Source organism: Microlunatus flavus (assembly GCF_900110855.1).
Classification (GTDB): Bacteria; Actinomycetota; Actinomycetes; order Propionibacteriales; family Propionibacteriaceae; genus Microlunatus; species Microlunatus flavus.
Window position 1 is genome coordinate 121,862 of the sequence record NZ_FOFA01000010.1, and the last position, 16,939, is coordinate 138,800.

The window sequence follows — 16,939 nt, forward strand, 5'->3', positions numbered from 1 at the left end:
CTTGTCGAAGGGCCTCGCAGGAAACGCTCCCTGAGCTTGTCGAAGGGCCTCGAAGAGGTCGGCGTCCTCCTCGGGGCACAACGCCAACCCGTTCCGGGCCCTTCGACAGGCTCAGGGAGCGTTCTCGGTCTTCGACAAGCTCAGGGAGCGTTCTCGGCTCAGCGGACGGTCAGATGTCCTCGAGGCGGGAGATGACCTTCTCCAGCAGGGAGGCCATGGTCTCGATCTCGTCGTCGCTCAGGTCGCCGAGGACGTCGGACTCGAGCATGTCGGACTGCCGGATCACCTCGACGAACAGCGCGTAGCCGGCGTCGCTCAGCCGGATCAGCACGCGGGTGCGGTTGTCGGGGTCCTGCTCGCGGGTGATCAGACCGCGCTCGACGAGGCGGTCGAGCCGGTGCGTCATCGACGAGGGCGCGATGTTCGTCGCAGCGGCCAGCTGCGACGGCGTCAGCGGGGCGTGGCCGGGGCTGCGCGCGAGCTCGCTGATGACCAGGTACTCGTTCGTAGAGATGTCGAGGTCGACCAGCTGGCGGTCGTACCACTGGTTCAGCCGCCGGGACAGCCGGTGCACGGCCGTCGTCACGCGCTGGACCGACTCGTCCGCCCCGGCCTCGACGAAGGTCGCCACGGCCTGCCGCAGCTCGGCCGCGTCGGTCATCGGGGCGGCGACCGGCTGCTCGGCGGCAGGTCCGGTCGCGTCACTCATGGGCAGCCATGATCACAGTCTGTCCCGATCCGTCCGCGTGCGGGTGGTGAGGTCGGCGTACGAGAACGGCGCGCGAGGGCGCCGGACGGGCAGCCGCCCTCAGTCGAACAGGCTGCCGGGCTGCTCCCAGTCGATGGTCTCCCAGGCCGGCCGCGGCAGCTCCTCGGCGTGGTCCTCCTCGACGACGTCGGAGTGCGCACCGCACCCGTGGTCGACGCTGACGACGCGGCCGTCGGAGGCGGAGTACGCGTTCGCGCACGCCCCGAACAGGACGCCCAGGCCACCCTGGAGCCGCGTGAAGAAACCACAGGTCTCGCAGACGCCCGGCGCCTGCCGCGTCAGGTTGTTGTCGGGCCCGGGAGGGCCGGCGAGCCAGCGCTCGGCCGCCTCGTCGCGGCCCTCGCGCGACAGCACGCGCTCGCGGCCGAGACCGAGCTCGGCCACCACGACCCGGGCCAGCTCCGCGTCGGCGGGGTCGGTGTCCGCCGCACGCTCGCCGCCGGTGTAGCCGGGCTCGAGGCGCGGGTCGTCGACGGGCGCCGCCATGAGCAGCCCCGCGGTGACGTCGCCCGGACCGACCCGCTCGGCCCACGGGACCCAGCGCGGAGCCAGCAGGGACCCGTCGCCGGGCAGCAGGACGACCTCGTCGACGGTCACCGTCTTGGCGCGGGAGGCGCGCACGACCGTGACCGACCAGTGCCAGCCGGCGTAGCCCGGGTGGGTGGCCGCGAAGACGTGGGTCAGGACGCGCTCCGCCTCGGCGACCGCGCCGAGGTGCTCCCCGACGCCGACGACGCCCGCGGTCTCCTCCGCGGCGGACCGGGCGAGATCGACCGCGTCGAGGCACGCCTGGTCGGGCTTGGGCGCACGGGGTGCGCGGGTGGTCCTGCGGGTCGGCGCGACGGCGCCGGCCTCCCGCTCCGCGCCCTCCTGCGGCTCGCTCGCGACCGCGTCCTCCGCCGGGTCCGCCACGTCTGTCGTCCCGGGCGCCGGTGCGCTCACGCCTAGAGCTCCAGCTCGTCGGCGACGGCGCGCAGCACCGAGGCCAGCTTCTCCGAGGTGCGCGCGTCGGGGTAGCGGCCGCGGCGGTAGCCGTTGCCCACGCCGTCGAGCGTCTTGATCAGGTCCTCGACGATCAGCGTCATCTGGTCGGTCGGCTTGCGGTGCGCCTTGGACAGCGAGGGCGGGGCCTCCAGCAGCCGCAGCGACAGCGCCTGCTCGCCGCGACGGCCCTCGACGACGCCGAACTCGACCTTCTGCCCGGCCTTGAGGCTCGTGGTCCCGGCGGGCAGCGCGTTCGAACGGACGTAGACGTCGCCGCCGTCGTCCTTGGTCAGGAAGCCGAAGCCCTTCTCGGCGTCGTAGAAACGGACCTTGCCAGTCGGCACGCCGAACCTCGCTTGCTCGTGATCCGTACGGATCAGCTGTCTGGGTGATCTGGGGTGTCGCGGACGAGGTCCACGGGTCGAACGGAGACGTCTGTCGTCCGCGGTGCGACCTGGCGCCGGCAGGCTGCCCGCTGGTGCGGCAACGCCGCGGCGCGTCCAGGTCACCCTCGCCGGGCAACCCGCCAAGCCTAGCGGGAACGCCGTGGGGGCCCAACCGGGTTCGCTCCGAGCCGCTGCGTCGTCGGCCCGGTGGGCGCGCCCCCCGCTCACTAGACTCGGGGGGTGGCGACCTGGGAGGACGGACCGGAGTACGCGCCGCTCGAGCGGCCGCAGTACTTCGCCGACGCGCCGGTGCCGCCGCTCGAGCAGGCCCCGCCGCCCGGACGTCCGGCGGACGGGCTGCCCGCCGTGCGTCCACGGTTCGACCAGCCGTCGGCGCCGGTCGCCCCGCTCGCCGATCTCGTGCCCCAGCCGCCGGACGAGCGCGACCCGAGCCAGCCCTTCGACGTCGTGACCGCGACGCTGACCAGCGAGTCGCTGTGGACCTCCGCCCCCGGCGCCTGGGGGTCGTCCGCGCCGGAGGCCGCTGCGCCGACGGCGACGACCCTGCCGACGGCACCCACGGTCACGCCGGGGCACCCCTCCACCGCCCCGACCGCCCTGGCCGCCCCGCCGACCGCGGCGCCGAACCCGGCCGCCGCCGCTCCCTGGCCGGTGCTGGAGCCGCCGCCCGGCCCGGCCGGCTTCCCCCCGGCGGATCCTCAGGCCACGCAGCCCGGCGCGTTCCCGCACGCCGCACCGCGCGGCCCGTACCCGGAGCCCGGTACGCCGGGCTGGTTCGCGCCACCCCCCACGTCGTACGGGGAGCAGCCCCAGGGCGGGCGCACCAGCGCGCGGGCGGTCTTCGAGGCGGCGACGCCGGGGCTGTGCATCTGCCTGGCGATCGGCGGGGTCATCCTGCCGCTGGCGCCGGTGATGCTCGTGGTGGCGGTGTTCCTCGCGACGCGGGTCGCCGTCGCGCAGGCCGCCGTCCGGATGCTGTTCCGCATCGCGGCCGGCGCCGTGGCCTTCTTCGCCGTCATCGGCGTGGCCCGCGCGGCCATCGCGGGCGACTCGTGGTGGGGGTTCGTCTCCGGCTGGTCGGTCGCCATCTGCTGGCTCTCCCTCGGCGTCCTGCTCCTGATCGTGTGGCAGACCCTGCGCCGCTCCGGCCCGCCGTCCGCCGGTCAGCCGCCGGTCGGCCCGCCGTCCGCCGGCCCCTGGGGCTGAGCGGGTGGCCGGACCCGCCCGCCCCCGCACGCTCACCGAGAGCCTGCGTCGCTGGCCCGTCGACGCGGTCGAGGACCTCCTGCGGTCGCGCCCGGACCTGACCGTCCCGATGCCCCGCGACCTGTCCGAGCTGGCCTCCCGCGCGACGACGTCGGCCTCCACGGCCCGCGCGCTCGACGACCTCGACGCCTGGCAGCGGCTCGTGGCCGAGGCGCTCGCCGCCCTGCCCGACCCGACGACGCTCGCCGAGCTGCAGGCGCTGGTGGCCTCTGAGCAGTCGCCGGCCGACGGGTCGACGGACGCGTCCTCGGAGGACCGGCAGGACCAGGCCGCCGTCGTGGAGGACGCCGTGGACGTGCTGCGCCGGCGTGCCCTGGTCTGGGGCGACGCGGAGGCCCTGCACCTGGTGCGAACGGTGCGCGAGGCCTTCGAGCCGTACCCGCTCGGCCTCGCCGCACCCTCGCGCCAGGCGCTCGATGACGCCGAGGTGGACGCCGCCCTCGAGGCCTGCACGCCGGCGATGCGCGCCGTCCTCGACCGCCTGCTCTGGTCGCCGAGCGGGGTCTCCCGCCAGGCCGACCGCGTCGGTGCCGACCCTGCACGGTCACCGGTCGGGGCGCTCGTCGCCGCCCGCCTGCTGCGCCCGCTCGACGGCGACACCGTCGTGCTGCCGCGCGAGATCGCGCTGCGGCTGCGGGCGGGGCGCCTGACCCCGCACCCGGTCGCCACGCGGGGTCCCGCGCTGACCGGACGTAGCCGCTCGTCGACGCTGGTCGACCGCGCGGCCGCCGGGGCGGTGCTCGGCGGGCTGGACGACCTCGACCTGGTGGCCCGCGCGCTGGAGGACTCGCCGTTCCGTCCGCTGCGGACCGGCGGCCTCTCGGCGCGCGACCTCAGCGGGCTCGCCCGGGCGCTCGGGACCGACGCCGCGTACGCGACGTTCCTCGTCGAGCTCGCCGCCGCCGCCGGCCTGGTCGCGCCGGGCAGCAGCCACGGGGTGCTGCCCACGGCCGCGTACGACCGGTGGTCGACCCGCCCCGCGGCCGAGCGCTGGACCCTGCTCGCCCAGGCCTGGCTGGCCGCGCCGCGGTGGTTCGCGCGGTCGGCCACGAACGGCGGCCACGCCCTGGGTCCGGAGGCGGAGTCCCCGTCGGCGCCGGCGCTGCGCCGCGTCACGCTCGGCCTGGCTGCGCGGGCCGGCACCGGGACGGTTCTCGACCCCGCCGACCTCGGCGCCGCCCTGGCCTGGGAGCGTCCGCGCCTGGCGCGGACGCCGGAGGCGGCGGTCGAGCTCACCCGGGACCTGTGGCGCGAGGCCAGCTGGCTCGGGTTCGTCGCGCTGGACGCGGTGTCGGGCTTCATGCCGCCGCTGCTCGCCGGCGAGGTGGTCCCCGAGGAGCTCGCGGCGCTGTTCCCCGAGCCGGTCGGCCACCTCGTGCTGCAGGCCGACCTCACCGCGGTCGCCCCGGGCCCGCTGCGCCACGACGTCGCCGCCGACCTGCGGCTGCTCGCGACCCAGGAGTCGCGGGGCGCTGGGGCGGTCTACCGCTTCAGCGCCGACAGCGTGCGCCGCGCCCTCGACGCCGGGTGGAGCGCGGAGCAGGCGCTGGAGTGGCTGCGGACGCACGCGACGACGCCCGTCCCGCAGCCGCTCGCGTACCTGCTCGGCGACGTCGCGCGTCGCCACGGCGCCGTCCGTGTCGGGCCCGCGCTGAGCTTCGTGACCAGCGAGGACGACGCGCAGCTCAGCGTCCTGCTGCGTCACCCGCAGGCGGCCGCACTCGGCCTGCGTCGGCTCGCGCCGGGCGTGGTCATCGCCGCCGCGGAGTCCGACGAGCTCCTCGAGGCGCTGCGCGAGGTGGGGCTCAGCCCCGTCGCCGAGGACGCCCACGGCCGCGGGCTCCCCGCCCCGCCGGTCCCCCGCGCGCCGGCCGCCCGCCTCACGCCGACCCCGGTGCCCCCGCGCACGGCCGACGTCGCCTCGGCGATCGTCGCCGCCGACCAGCGCGCGGCCACGGCGTCGACCGCCGCCGCGGCGCTCGACGAGCTGCGCGTCGCCACCCGCGACGGCCTGCCCGTCCGCGTCACCTGGGTCGGCAACGACGGCCGCTCCACCTCCCGCGACCTCGCCCCCCTCGACCTCTCCGCCGGCCTGGTCCGCGCCGTCGACCGCACCAACGCCGAGATCGTCACCATCGCCCTCAGCCGGATCGCCGCGGTCGAGCTGGTCTGACTTCTGTCTCCGCTTCGCTCCGACGCGGCGGTCGGGTCGGACCTGACCCGACCCGCGCACTTCGGCTTCCGCATACGCTTCTGCGGATGTCTGCTGACGCCCCTGGGCCCCTCGTCGTCCAGTCCGACAAGACCCTCCTGCTGGAGGTCGACCACCCCGACGCCGAGGCGTGCCGGATCGCGATCGCGCCGTTCGCCGAGCTCGAGCGCGCGCCCGAGCACATCCACACCTACCGGCTGACGCCGCTGGGCCTGTGGAACGCCCGCGCCGCCGGTCACGACGCCGAGCAGGTGGTCGACACCCTGCTCACCTACAGCCGCTACCCGGTGCCGAACGGCCTGCTGGTCGACGTCGCCGACACCATGGACCGCTACGGCCGCCTGCGGATCGAGAAGCACCCGACGCACGGCCTCGTGCTCGTCACGACCGATCGGCCCGTGCTCGCCGAGGTGCTCAAGAGCGCCAAGGTCAAGGGACTCGTCGGCAACCGCGTCGACGACGACACGGTCGTCGTGCACGCCAGCGAGCGCGGCCACCTCAAGCAGGTGCTGCTCAAGCTCGGCTGGCCGGCCGAGGACCTCGCCGGCTACGTCAACGGCGAGGCCCACGCGATCGAGCTGGACCAGACCGGCTGGGAGCTGCGGCCCTACCAGGCGCAGGCGGCGGAGTCGTTCTTCCACGGCGGCTCGGGCGTCGTGGTGCTGCCCTGCGGCGCCGGCAAGACCATCGTCGGCGCGGCCGCCATGGCCACCGCCAAGACGACGACGCTCATCCTGGTGACGAACACCGTCTCCGCGCGCCAGTGGCGCGACGAGCTCATCCGGCGCACGAGCCTCACGCCGGAGGAGATCGGCGAGTACTCGGGCTCCAAGAAGGAGATCCGGCCGGTCACCATCGCGACCTACCAGGTCATCACCACCAAGCGCGGCGGCGTGCACCCGCACCTCGAGCTCTTCGGCGCCCGCGACTGGGGCCTGGTCATGTACGACGAGGTGCACCTGCTGCCCGCCCCCGTGTTCCGGATGACGGCCGACCTGCAGGCCCGGCGCCGTCTCGGCCTGACCGCCACGCTGGTGCGCGAGGACGGCCGCGAGGGCGACGTGTTCTCCCTCATCGGCCCCAAGCGCTACGACGCGCCGTGGAAGGACATCGAGGCGCAGGGCTACATCGCCCCGGCCGACTGCGTCGAGGTCCGCGTGACCCTGAGCGAGGCCGAGCGGATGACGTACGCGGTCGCGGAGCCCGACGTGCGCTACCGCCTGGCGTCGACCGCCGACTCCAAGACCGACGTCGTCGTCGACCTCGTCCGCAAGCACGCCGGCCAGCCGACGCTGGTGATCGGGCAGTACGTCGACCAGCTCGAGGACCTCGCGCAGCGCCTCGACGCCGCGCTGATCACCGGCGACACCACCGTGCGGCAGCGCGAGCGGCTGTACGAGGCCTTCCGGTCCGGCGAGATCGACCTGCTGGTCGTCAGCAAGGTCGCGAACTTCTCCATCGACCTGCCCAGCGCGCAGGTCGCCATCCAGGTGTCGGGGGCGTTCGGCTCGCGGCAGGAGGAGGCCCAGCGCCTCGGCCGGCTGCTGCGGCCCAAGGCCGACGGTTTGACCGCGCGCTTCTACGCCGTGGTCAGCCGCGACACCGTCGACGCGGAGTTCGCGGCGCACCGGCAGCGCTTCCTGGCCGAGCAGGGCTACGCGTACACGATCATGGACGCCGAGGACGCGCTCGCGGCCGAGTGAGGCGGCACCTTCCCGCGCAGTGGGTGGGATCCTGCACCACGGTGGTGCACGATCACCCCCACTGACCGCTCAGCCGACGTCGGGAACCGTCGACTCCTCCTGGAACCCGAGCTCCACGGGCCAGCGGTCGGCCTGGTCGATGAGCAGCAGGATCTCCTCGAGCTCACGCGGCCAGACCCAATCGTCGCTGCCGCGCAGGTCCTCGGTCGACCACCAGCGGTGGCCCTTGAACGTGATCTGCTCCTCCGGCGTGTGCGCGGAGACGTCCACGTCGAACGTGTCGACCTGGGCCAGGTAGAAGGACTCGTCCTGCTCGATCACCTGGTCGGAGTAGCCGTGGACGACGTGGCGCCGGGCCACGGGTCCGAGCAGCGCCGAGGGGTCCAGGTCGAAGCCGGTCTCCTCGCGCACCTCGCGCACGGCCGCCTCGGTCTCCGACTCGCCCGGGTCGATGCCGCCGCCGGGGGTCACCCACCAGCGGGCGTCGACCAGGCCCGGGTCGCTGTCCTCGAAGAGCAGCGTGCTGCCCTCCGGGTTGAGGAGCAGGACCCGTACGGTCTTGCGCGACGTGCGCGGGCGGTCGGCCGGGTTCTCCACGGCCGCGAAGGAGCGGGTCCGGGCGGGCGGCTGGCTGGCGTCGGTCACAGAGCAACCCTAAGAAGAGCCGTCCGGCGTGATGTCGCCGGGGGCCCGGGAGGTCGGCCTGCGGCAAACCCCTGGACGCCTGCGCCCCGGGCGCCTACCGTGTCCCCTCGCCCTCCCCACCCCGCCGATCCACGATCGGAGCTCGCCCATGCCCACCGAACCCTCCACCCCGTCCGACCACCCTCCTGATCCGGTGCTGCGCGCCGAGCAGGACCACCTCGTCGAGTCCCGCGAGGCCCTCGGCCGCATGCGGGCCACCACCGCCGGCCTGACCGCGCAGGGCGGCGACCGCGTCTCGACCGAGCACCTCAAGCAGGTCCTGCACCGCCGGATGGTGTCGCTGCAGGACGACCCGACCGTGCCGCTCTTCTTCGGCCGGCTCGACTACGCCGTCGCCCTCGGGGCGGAGCACGACGAGACCCTGTACGTGGGCCGGCGCCACATCACCGGCGAGGCCGGCGGCGAACCGCTCGTCATCGACTGGCGCGCCGGCATGGCCCTGCCCTTCTACCGGGCGCGCCCGGCGGACCCGATGCACGTGCGCCGCCGGCGCCGGTTCGGCTTCTCGACCGGAGCCCTGACCGCCTACGAGGACGAGGAGCTGGCCGCCGACGCGCCCGGGGCCGGCACCGGGTCCGCGATCCTGCAGGCCGAGATCGAGCGTCCCCGCACCGGTCCCATGCGCGACATCGTCGCGACGATCCAGCCCGAGCAGGACGTCATCGTCCGTGCGGGGCTCGGACGTTCCGTCTGCGTGCAGGGCGCCCCCGGCACCGGCAAGACCGCCGTCGGGCTGCACCGCGCCGCCTACCTGCTCTACGCCCACCGCGAGCAGCTCGCCCGCTCCGGCGTGCTGGTCGTCGGGCCCAACGCCAGCTTCCTGTCCTACATCGGCGACGTCCTGCCCGCGCTCGGCGAGATCGACGCCGCCCAGGCCACCGTCGAGTCGATGCTCGCCGACGCCGCGGGGCTCGCCGTCCGCGCCACGGAACCCACGCCCCGCGCCCGCCTCAAGGGCGACGCCCGGATGGCCGAGGTCGTGCGCCGCGCGGTCTGGGGCCACCTGGCGCCCGCGAGCGAGAACCTCGTGCTGCCCCGCGGCATCCGCCAGTGGCGCGTCGCCGCCTACCTGGCCGACGAGTCGGTCGCGGAGCTGCGCGCCCGCGGCGTGCGCTACGAGGCCGGGCGCACGATGCTCGCCCAGCGCCTCGCACACCAGGTGCTGCTGCGCATGGAGGCCGCCGGGGACTCCCCCGACGACCGCGTCCAGGCCGCCGTCGCGCGCAGCCGCGAGGTCAAGGCGTACGTCGCCGGGCTGTGGCCCGCGCTGGACCCGGCCCGGCTGGTCCTGCGGCTGCTGACGGACGCGCCGTTCCTGGCGCGGGCCGCCGACGGGCTGCTGGACGAGGACGAGCAGGCCGAGCTCCTGGCGAGCCGCCCGGGGCGTACGCCCAAGACCGCCCGCTGGACGCTGGCCGACCTCGCGCTGGTCGACGAGGCGGGCGACGTCCTCGCCCGCACACCGAGCCTGGGCCACGTCGTGCTCGACGAGGCCCAGGACCTGTCGCCGATGATGCTGCGCGCGGTCGGTCGCCGTGCGAGCACGGGGTCGATGACGGTGCTCGGCGACCTCGCCCAGGCCACGACGCCCTGGTCGGTCAGCTCGTGGGCGGAGGCGCTCGGCCACCTCGGGCAGCCCGACGCGGTCGTCACCGAGCTCGTCGACGGGTTCCGGGTCCCCGGGCAGGTCATCGAGTACGCCGCCCGGCTGCTGCCGGTCATCGCGCCGACGCTGGTGCCGCCGCGCTCGGTGCGCCGCTCGGCCGGCGAGCTCGACCTGCGCTCGACCGCCGACGCCCTTCGGGCGACGGTCGACGGCGTCCGCGAGGCCCTGGGCCACGAGGGCACCGTGGGCGTGGTGGTCGCCGACCGTCGGATCGCCGAGGTCGCCGCCGCGCTCGGCGCGGCCGGTGTCCCGTACGACCTGCTGGGCGAGGCCCGCGACTTCGCCGACGAGAGCGAGGGCCGGCGGGTCGACCTGGTGCCGGCCTCGCTGGTCAAGGGGCTCGAGTTCGACCACGTGGTCCTGCTCGAACCGGCCGAGCTCGTCGCCGCCGAGGCCGACGAGCTGACCGGCCTGCGCCGCCTCTACGTCTGCCTCACCCGCGCGGTGACGAGCCTGGTGGTCGTCCACAGCGCGGAGCTACCTCTCGCCCTAGCCGCGTAGCCGTCTGTCCTCGCTCCGCTCGGACGCGGATCAGGCTCTGACCCGGCGCCTGATCCGGATCGTCGGGTCTCAGGCGCTGTGGTGGCGTCTGCCAGTCACGCCGATCTGGCCTCGCGGGTCGAGGTGCGCAGGCGCTCGTCGAGGGCGCGCAGGTCGGCGACGAGGGCCTGCTGGTCGGCGATGGTGAGGCCGGAGGCCTCGCAGACGTCGAGCGTCACGCGGCCGGCCCGCTCCTGCATGCGGCGGCCCGCCGTGGTGAGGCCGATGATGACCAGACGCTCGTCGGTGCGGTCGCGCGTACGGCTGATCAGCCCGACCGTCTCGAGGCGCTTGAGCAGCGGGGAGAGGGTGCTGGACTCCAGCGAGAGGCGCTCGCCGATGCGTCCGACGGGCACCGAGCCCTCCTCCCACAGCAGCACCATCACCAGGTACTGCGGGTAGGTCAGCCCCAGGTCCTCCAGCGCGACGCGGTAGCGCGCGGTCATCGACCGCGAGGCCGTGTAGAGGGCCAGGCACAACCTCTCATCGAGGGCGATCGCGGCGGCTTCCTCGGGGGTCACCGGGGGCACGGCGGCGTCGGCTGCCTGCTCGTCCATCTGCTCAGGCTAACGAAGTTCGGGCCCGCGGCCGGGGGTTGACCGGACAGCGACCGACGAGCACCCCCGGCGGACGGGGTCACTCGCTGGTGCGCAGCCGTTCCGGGGTGACCAGCGGCAGCCGGACCTGGAAGCGCGTGCTGCCGGGCACCGACTCCACCCGCAGGTCGCCGCCGTGGCGCTGGGCGATGACGCGGTAGGAGATGTCGAGCCCGAGGCCGGTCCCCTCCCCCACGGGCTTCGTGGTGAAGAAGGGCTCGAAGATCCGCTCCTGGATCTCCGGCGGGATCCCGGTGCCGGTGTCGGCGACCTCGACCAGGACGTCATCGCGCTCCAGGCGCGTGCGGATCGTCAGGGTGCCGCCGTCGGGCATGGCCTGCACCGCGTTGTCGATCAGGTTCGTCCACACCTGGTTGAGCTCGGCGGGGAAGGCCGGGACGCGAGGGAGGTCGGTCGCGAAGTCCTTGACCAGCGTGATCTTGCCGCTGCTCATGATCTTGTGCTTGAGCATCATGATCGTGCTCTTGAGGCCCTCGTGCACGTCGATGTCGGCGTGCGCCGCGCGGTCGAGCTGCGAGTACTGCTTGGCCGCGCCGACGAGGGTCGAGATGCGCGTCGTGGCGTCCTCGATCTCGTTCATCAGCTGCTCGGTGTCGAGCGCGTACGCGATCCAGTGCACGGCGTCGGAGAGGACCTCGGGCGAGACGTTCCCGGCCAGCTCGTCGAGCCACTCGACGTCCGCGCCCGCGGCCACGAACACGGGGGCGACGTCCCACGCGCCCTGCACGTCGTGGTCGTCGAGCCAGTCGGCGAGCTCGTCCTCCGCCTCCGAGGTCTCCAGCGGGCTGAGGTCGCGGGTGATCTTGGCCATCCGCTCGACGGCCGCCTCCTGGAGGTCGACCATCGCGGCGAACTCGTGCCCGTCGATCTCGGCCGAGGCCAGGTGGCTGAGCTTGCCGCGCATCTTGCTGACACGCTCCCGCAGGCTGGCGGTGGCGCGAACGGCGGCGGAGGCCGGGTTGTTCAGCTCGTGGGTCAGGCCCGCGGCGAGGCGGCCGAGCGACAGCAGCCGCTCGCGCTGGCCGACCACGAGCTGGCTGTTCCGCATGCCCGTCGCCAGGCCCTCAAGCATGTGCATGGCCATCGGGAACCAGGCACGGATCTTCTCCCCGAACGCGTTGGCGTCGATGACCCAGAAGCGCGAGTCGTGGACGGCGACGAGGCTGTTGGCGTAGCGCTTGTCGGTCTCGGAGCGGACGAAGGCGGTCGTGGCGCCGGAGTAGACGCCGCGCTGGTCGGTGCGGGTGACCTCGACGTTGGTGCCCTCGACCCAGCGACGCATGGCGACGCAGCCCTCGACGAGCACGAAGAAGCACGTCGCCGGGTCGCCCTCGGCGTAGACGACGTCGCCCTCGAGGCGGGTCTCGACCCGGCCCTGCTCGCTCAGCCAGGCCAGCTGGTCGGCGTCCAGGGACTCGAACAGGAACAGCGTCGCCAGCTCCTGCGGGGTCAGCCGGTCGCTCCCCGGGTCTGCCCCGTCGCCCGGGCCCTGCTCCTCGGCGCTGCGCGCCGCCTGCGTCACCGTGTCGGTCACCGTGTCTCCTCCACCTGGTCCAACGTGGACGCGAGGTGCTCTCTTCCCATGGTGCGCCCGCTCACTGCTCGGCGAGGTAGCGGTGCACGAGTGTGACCGCCAACGCACCTTCGCCGACCGCCGAGGCGACCCGCTTGACCGAGGCCGAGCGGACGTCGCCGGCCACGAACACCCCGGGCAGGCTCGACTCGAGCAGGTACGGGTCGCGGTCGAGGTCCCAGCCCTCGGGGCGACGGCCCTCGACGACCAGCTCCGGGCCCGTGACCACGAAGCCGGCCTTGTCGCGCACGACCTCGCCGTCGAGCCAGTCGGTGAGCGGCGCCGCGCCGATGAACACGAACAGGTGCCCGACGTGGACGACCTCGCGCTCGCCGGAGCTGCGGTCGAAGAGCGTGACGCAGCGCAGGTGCTCCTCGCCCTGGCAGTCCTCGACGACGGTGCAGGTGCGCACCTCGATGTTGTCGCGCGAGCGCACCTGGTCGATGAGGTAGCTCGACATCGAGCGCTCGAGGTTCTCCCCGCGGACGACGAGGGTGACCTTGGCGGCGTGCGTCGAGAAGAACACGGCGGCCTGGCCGGCGGAGTTCGCGCCGCCGACGATGACGACGTGCTCGCCGTCGCAGGCCGACGCCTCGGTCGAGGCCGAGCCGTAGTAGATGCCGCGGCCGAGCAGGTCGTCGGCGCCGGTCGCGTCGAGCTGGCGGTAGGAGACCCCGGTCGCCAGCACCACGGTGTGCGCCAGCAGCGTCTGCCCGTCGTCGAACGTGATCTCGCGCGCCGGCCCCTTCGCCGTGAGCCCGGTGACGGTCCGTGCGGTGAGCAGCTCGGCGCCCAGGCGGACGGCCTGGCGTCGGGCCCGGTCGGTGAGCTGCGCACCGGCGACGCCGTCGGGGAAGCCGAGGTAGTTCTCGATCCGCGAGCTCTGGCCGGCCTGGCCGCCCGCCGCCGACCGCTCGAGCACCACGGTCTTCAGCCCCTCCGAGGCCGCGTACACCGCGGCGCCGAGCCCGGCGGGGCCGCCGCCCACGACGATGACGTCGTAGAAGTCTCCGCGCGGGGTGGTGTCGAGCCCGACCGCGTTGGCCAGCTCGGTGAGGGTCGGCCGCGACAGCGGCTCGCCGGAGGTGGTGACCACCACCGGCACGTCGGCCGCGGCCTTGCCGGCGGCCGCGAGCAGCCGGGAGCCGTCCGGCTCCTCGACGTTGTACCACTTGTAGGGCACGAGGTTGCGGGCCAGGAAGTCGCGGACCTCGTACGACTGCGGCGACCACGGGTGACCGAGGATCTTGATCTTGTGCACGGGCGCCTTGCCGTCGCGGCGCCAGCTCGCCAGCATCTCGTCGACGACCGGGTAGAGCTTCTCCTCCGGCGGCTCCCACGGCTTGAGCAGGTAGTGGTCGACGTCGACGACGTTGATCGCCGCGATGGCCGCGTTGGTGTCGGCGTACGCGGTGAGCAGCGCGCGGCGGGCCTGCGGCACGAGGTCCATGGCCGCCTCGAGGAACTCGACGCCGTTCATCTGCGGCATCCGGTAGTCGGCGAGCATCACCGCGACCTGCTCGCCGCGGAGCACGACCTCGCGGACCACGTCGAGCGCCGAGGAGCCGGACTCGGCGCGCACGACGCGGAAGTCCTCGGCGTAGCGGCGTCGCAGGTCGCGGGCGACGGCCCGGGAGACGCTCGGGTCGTCGTCGACGGTGAGGATGACGGGCTTGGCGTCGCGGGGGACGTCGGGGTCGCGGCGCGGGCGCAGGGCCGGCCGGTCGCCGGGCTCGCCCTCGCCGCGGGTGGGTCCGCCGGTGAGGTCGGTCGGGGTCTGGGGTGTCGTCATGGGTGGTCCGTCCTCACGCGGTCTGCGCGTCGACGAAGCACCAGCGCCAGTCCTCGCCCGGCTCCTCCGAGGTCATCACCGGGTGTCCGGTCTGCTCGAAGTGGCGTGAGGCGTGACGGTTCACGGAGTCGTCGCAGCAGGCGACGTGGTCGCAGGTCAGGCAGCGGCGCAGGTGCGTCCACTGGTCGCCGGTGAGGGCGCAGTCGAGGCAGAAGGGCTCGAACCCGGCCGGACGGGGCGTCAGCGGCTGGGCCTCGAGATGGGCGCAAGGCATGGGCGATCCTCTCGGGTCGGCCCCCATCCTGCCCCGCGCACAAGTGCTCGTCCCCAGGAGTTCGCACGCGGCGTAGAGCCTTGACACACCGCCCGCCTCGGGCCGTTCCCCGACTGACCCTCGAGAGGTGGGTTGCCGCGCCGACACGCCGTGCCGGAGGCGCGGCAACCTACCACTGGGCTGGGGCCGGACGAGCGGGCAGCGGCGGGGACGGGGGTCAGCGGGCGAGCCGCGAGGTCTTGCGGCGGCGCAGGCCGGCGGCGTGCAGGGCGGCGACGATCGCCCGCGACGTCGTCGGGACCGCGCCGGCGGCGACGGCCTCGGCGTGGCGGTCCTCGACCAGGTCGTAGTGGTCGCCGTCGAAGGCCCGGGGCGGCAGGCCGATCCGGGCCGCGAAGGCGTGCAGCTCCGCGAACGACGTGTCGCTGGCCAGGTGCGACCACAGCCGCCCGTGGGCCGGCCAGGTCGGCTCGTCGACGAGGATCACCGCGCGCCGGGCCGCCCGCCGGCCTCGCTGTCGAGCAGCGCCCGCCAGGTCCCGACCAGGTCGGCGTCGACGTACGCCTTCCAGGAGCCGAGCGGGCGCACCTGCGTCGACACCTGGAACATCCCCACGCCGGCCCGGACGAGCCACGGCACGTGCTCGGGCGCCAGCCCGCCGGCGGCCATGATCAACCGCCGCGCGGCCGGGTCGTCCTCCGCCCGGGCGACCAGCTCGTCGAGCCCCTCGGCCACGCCGCGGGCGGAACCGGCCGTCGCGACCGCGTCGAGACCCGGCAGGTGCGGCAGCTCGCGCCAGGCCCGGTCGGTCGAGATGCAGGCGTCGACGGCCCGCGAGAACGTCCACCGCACGTCCCCGCCCCCGCCGAGCAGCTCGGCCACGACCTCCAGGTCGATCTCGGTGAGCGCGTTGAGGAAGCCCATCACCACCCCGTCGGCCCCGGCAGAGGCGTACGCCGCCAGCAGCCCGTGCAGGTGCGCCACCTCCCCGCCGTCGGTGCCGTAGCCGTCGCGCAGGCGCAGCAGCGGGCGCACCGGCAGGCTGGTCGCGGCGCGCACCGCGGCGACGAGGTCGGGCGCGGGCGAGAGCGCGCCGGCCTCCCGCTCCGTGCCGGTCAGGGGGTCGCCGAGGAGGCAGACCCGGTCCGCCCCGCCGGCCTCCGCGCGCGTCGCGTCGGCCGCGTGGGTGACGACGACCTCGAGCAGGGCGCTCACGCGGGCTCCTCCCCCGTCGTCGGCGCCTGGTCGGCGGCGGCGTCCGCAGGTCCGTCGAGGGCCTGGATCGTGGCGGTCGACGGCGGCCGTACCGTCTGGAGCCCGGCCGCCACGGAACCCGCCTCGCGCAGCACGCGGACCACGTTCCCGTGGGTGAGCGCGACGAGGTCGTCCTCCGACCAGCCGTGCCCGCGCAGGGCGTCGAGCAGCGCCGGGTAGCGCGAGACGTCCTCCAGCCCGACCGGCGTCTCCGTGGTGCCGTCGAAGTCGCCGCCGAGGCCGACGTGCGCCAGGCCCGCGACCTCGCGCACGTGCTCCACGTGGGCGACGACGTCGGCGAGCGTCGCGGGCGGGCAGGGGCGGGCGTACGTGTCGGAGAAGGTGTCGAGCGCCTCCAGGTCACGCGGGTCGACGCCCGCCGCCAGCGCGGCCTCGTGCACCTCCGCCGCCCAGGCGGCCGCGGCCGGGCTGACGAAGCGGGGCACGAAGGTCACCATGCACACCCCGCCGTTGTCGGCGAGGCGGGCGAGGACGTCGTCGGGGACGTTGCGCGGGTGGTCGGCGACCGCGCGGGCGCTCGAGTGGCTGAAGACCACCGGCGCCGCGGTGACGTCGAGGGCGTCGTCCATCGTCGTCGCCGCCACGTGCGAGAGGTCGACGAGCATCCCGAGCCGGTTCATCTCGGCGACCACCTCGCGCCCGAAGCGGGTGAGCCCGGCGTGGCGCGGCACGTCGGTCGCGGCGTCGGCCCAGTCGGTGTTGGCGTTGTGGGTGAGCGTCAGGTAGCGGACGCCCAGCCGGTGCAGGGTCCGCAGCACGCCGAGGGAGTTGTCGATGCTGTGCCCGCCCTCGGCGCCCATCAGGCTGGCGATGCGCCCGGACGCCAGCGCCGCCTCGAGCCCGTCCGCGTCGCCGACCAGGACGAGGTCGTCGGCGTAGCGCTCGACCATGGTGCGGACCGCGTCGACCTGCTCGAGCGTGGCCGTCACCGCCGCCGCCCCGCGGAAGCCGCAGGGCACGTAGACCGACCAGAACTGCCCGCCGACCCCACCGGTACGCAGCCGCGGCAGGTCGGTGTGGAGCTGCGGCTGCGACCGCGCCACGTCGACGGCGTCGAAGTCGTAGCCGCCCGGCCGCAGCGCCCAGGGCAGGTCGTTGTGCCCGTCGACCACCAGCGGCTGGGGCACGCACACCTCCTGCGACGTCGCCGAGCGGC

Annotated in this window: 15 protein-coding genes; 4 read left to right on the forward strand and 11 right to left on the reverse strand. The window is 74.7% G+C overall.

What is annotated here, in order from left to right:
* Positions 1–169 precede the first annotated feature (169 nt).
* The 3 genes from BMY04_RS19555 to BMY04_RS19565 all read right to left on the reverse strand — a co-directional run bounded on the left by BMY04_RS19555 (position 170) and on the right by BMY04_RS19565 (position 2,097).
* Positions 170–709: a MarR family winged helix-turn-helix transcriptional regulator gene (locus tag BMY04_RS19555; RefSeq protein ID WP_198410288.1), complete on the reverse strand. Its 540-nt coding sequence runs from the start codon at positions 707–709 to the stop codon at positions 170–172.
* 99 nt (positions 710–808) lie between these two features.
* A complete protein-coding gene (locus tag BMY04_RS19560; RefSeq protein ID WP_232506524.1) occupies positions 809–1,711 on the reverse strand; it encodes a DUF3027 domain-containing protein in 903 nt (300 codons plus the stop codon).
* Between the two features lie 2 nt (positions 1,712–1,713).
* Positions 1,714–2,097 (reverse strand): cold-shock protein, encoded by a 384-nt coding sequence (locus tag BMY04_RS19565; RefSeq protein WP_091185487.1) that lies wholly within the window; start codon positions 2,095–2,097, stop codon positions 1,714–1,716.
* 282 nt (positions 2,098–2,379) lie between these two features.
* On the opposite strand from BMY04_RS19565, the gene BMY04_RS19570 reads away from it, so the two are divergent.
* From BMY04_RS19570 to BMY04_RS19580, 3 genes are all read left to right on the forward strand, one after another.
* Positions 2,380–3,366, forward strand: a complete 987-nt coding sequence (locus BMY04_RS19570; protein WP_091185492.1) for a hypothetical protein — start codon at positions 2,380–2,382, stop codon at positions 3,364–3,366.
* Between the two features lie 4 nt (positions 3,367–3,370).
* Positions 3,371–5,599, forward strand: a complete 2,229-nt coding sequence (locus tag BMY04_RS19575) for a helicase-associated domain-containing protein (RefSeq protein ID WP_091185495.1) — start codon at positions 3,371–3,373, stop codon at positions 5,597–5,599.
* An 86-nt stretch (positions 5,600–5,685) separates the two neighbouring features.
* On the forward strand, positions 5,686–7,341 hold the full coding sequence (locus BMY04_RS19580) for a DNA repair helicase XPB (RefSeq protein ID WP_091185499.1): 1,656 nt from the start codon (positions 5,686–5,688) through the stop codon (positions 7,339–7,341).
* 69 nt (positions 7,342–7,410) lie between these two features.
* Here the strand turns inward: BMY04_RS19580 and BMY04_RS19585 are convergent, their stop codons facing one another.
* Positions 7,411–7,986 carry an NUDIX hydrolase gene (locus tag BMY04_RS19585; protein ID WP_269766238.1) on the reverse strand — a complete coding sequence of 192 codons (576 nt, stop codon included), beginning with the start codon at positions 7,984–7,986 and terminating at the stop codon, positions 7,411–7,413.
* 148 nt (positions 7,987–8,134) lie between these two features.
* Between BMY04_RS19585 and BMY04_RS19590 the strand changes: the two genes are divergently transcribed.
* Positions 8,135–10,213: a HelD family protein gene (locus BMY04_RS19590; RefSeq protein ID WP_091185503.1), complete on the forward strand. Its 2,079-nt coding sequence runs from the start codon at positions 8,135–8,137 to the stop codon at positions 10,211–10,213.
* Positions 10,214–10,308: 95 nt separating this feature from the next.
* Here BMY04_RS19590 and BMY04_RS19595 read toward each other — a convergent pair whose 3' ends face one another.
* The 7 genes from BMY04_RS19595 to BMY04_RS19625 form a co-directional block, all read right to left on the reverse strand.
* Complete coding sequence (locus tag BMY04_RS19595; RefSeq protein ID WP_170854232.1) at positions 10,309–10,809, reverse strand: MarR family winged helix-turn-helix transcriptional regulator; 501 nt, start codon at positions 10,807–10,809, stop codon at positions 10,309–10,311.
* 79 nt (positions 10,810–10,888) lie between these two features.
* Positions 10,889–12,403 (reverse strand): ATP-binding protein, encoded by a 1,515-nt coding sequence (locus tag BMY04_RS19600; RefSeq protein ID WP_232506525.1) that lies wholly within the window; start codon positions 12,401–12,403, stop codon positions 10,889–10,891.
* Between the two features lie 61 nt (positions 12,404–12,464).
* A complete protein-coding gene (locus BMY04_RS19605; protein WP_091185507.1) occupies positions 12,465–14,234 on the reverse strand; it encodes an NAD(P)/FAD-dependent oxidoreductase in 1,770 nt (589 codons plus the stop codon).
* Positions 14,235–14,247: 13 nt separating this feature from the next.
* Positions 14,248–14,508: a UBP-type zinc finger domain-containing protein gene (locus BMY04_RS19610; protein WP_091185510.1), complete on the reverse strand. Its 261-nt coding sequence runs from the start codon at positions 14,506–14,508 to the stop codon at positions 14,248–14,250.
* Between the two features lie 217 nt (positions 14,509–14,725).
* Positions 14,726–14,995 (reverse strand): DUF4031 domain-containing protein, encoded by a 270-nt coding sequence (locus BMY04_RS19615; protein WP_091185514.1) that lies wholly within the window; start codon positions 14,993–14,995, stop codon positions 14,726–14,728.
* Positions 14,992–15,723: a copper homeostasis protein CutC gene (locus BMY04_RS19620; RefSeq protein WP_091185517.1), complete on the reverse strand. Its 732-nt coding sequence runs from the start codon at positions 15,721–15,723 to the stop codon at positions 14,992–14,994. The genes BMY04_RS19615 and BMY04_RS19620 overlap by 4 nt, the downstream gene beginning before the upstream one ends.
* Positions 15,720–16,910, reverse strand: a complete 1,191-nt coding sequence (locus tag BMY04_RS19625) for a dipeptidase (protein ID WP_232506526.1) — start codon at positions 16,908–16,910, stop codon at positions 15,720–15,722. Before BMY04_RS19625 ends, BMY04_RS19620 begins: the two co-directional genes overlap by 4 nt.
* Positions 16,911–16,939 lie beyond the last annotated feature (29 nt).

Bases quoted from the DNA above. Each gene is read 5' to 3' on its own strand.
- BMY04_RS19555 (WP_198410288.1), bottom strand. From the start codon at position 709: ATGAGTGACGCGACCGGACCTGCCGCCGAGCAGCCGGTCGCCGCCCCG.
- BMY04_RS19580 (WP_091185499.1), top strand. From the start codon at position 5,686: ATGTCTGCTGACGCCCCTGGGCCCCTCGTCGTCCAGTCCGACAAGACC.
- BMY04_RS19590 (WP_091185503.1), top strand. From the start codon at position 8,135: ATGCCCACCGAACCCTCCACCCCGTCCGACCACCCTCCTGATCCGGTG.
- BMY04_RS19595 (WP_170854232.1), bottom strand. From the start codon at position 10,809: ATGGACGAGCAGGCAGCCGACGCCGCCGTGCCCCCGGTGACCCCCGAG.
- BMY04_RS19605 (WP_091185507.1), bottom strand. From the start codon at position 14,234: ATGACGACACCCCAGACCCCGACCGACCTCACCGGCGGACCCACCCGC.
- BMY04_RS19610 (WP_091185510.1), bottom strand. From the start codon at position 14,508: ATGCCTTGCGCCCATCTCGAGGCCCAGCCGCTGACGCCCCGTCCGGCC.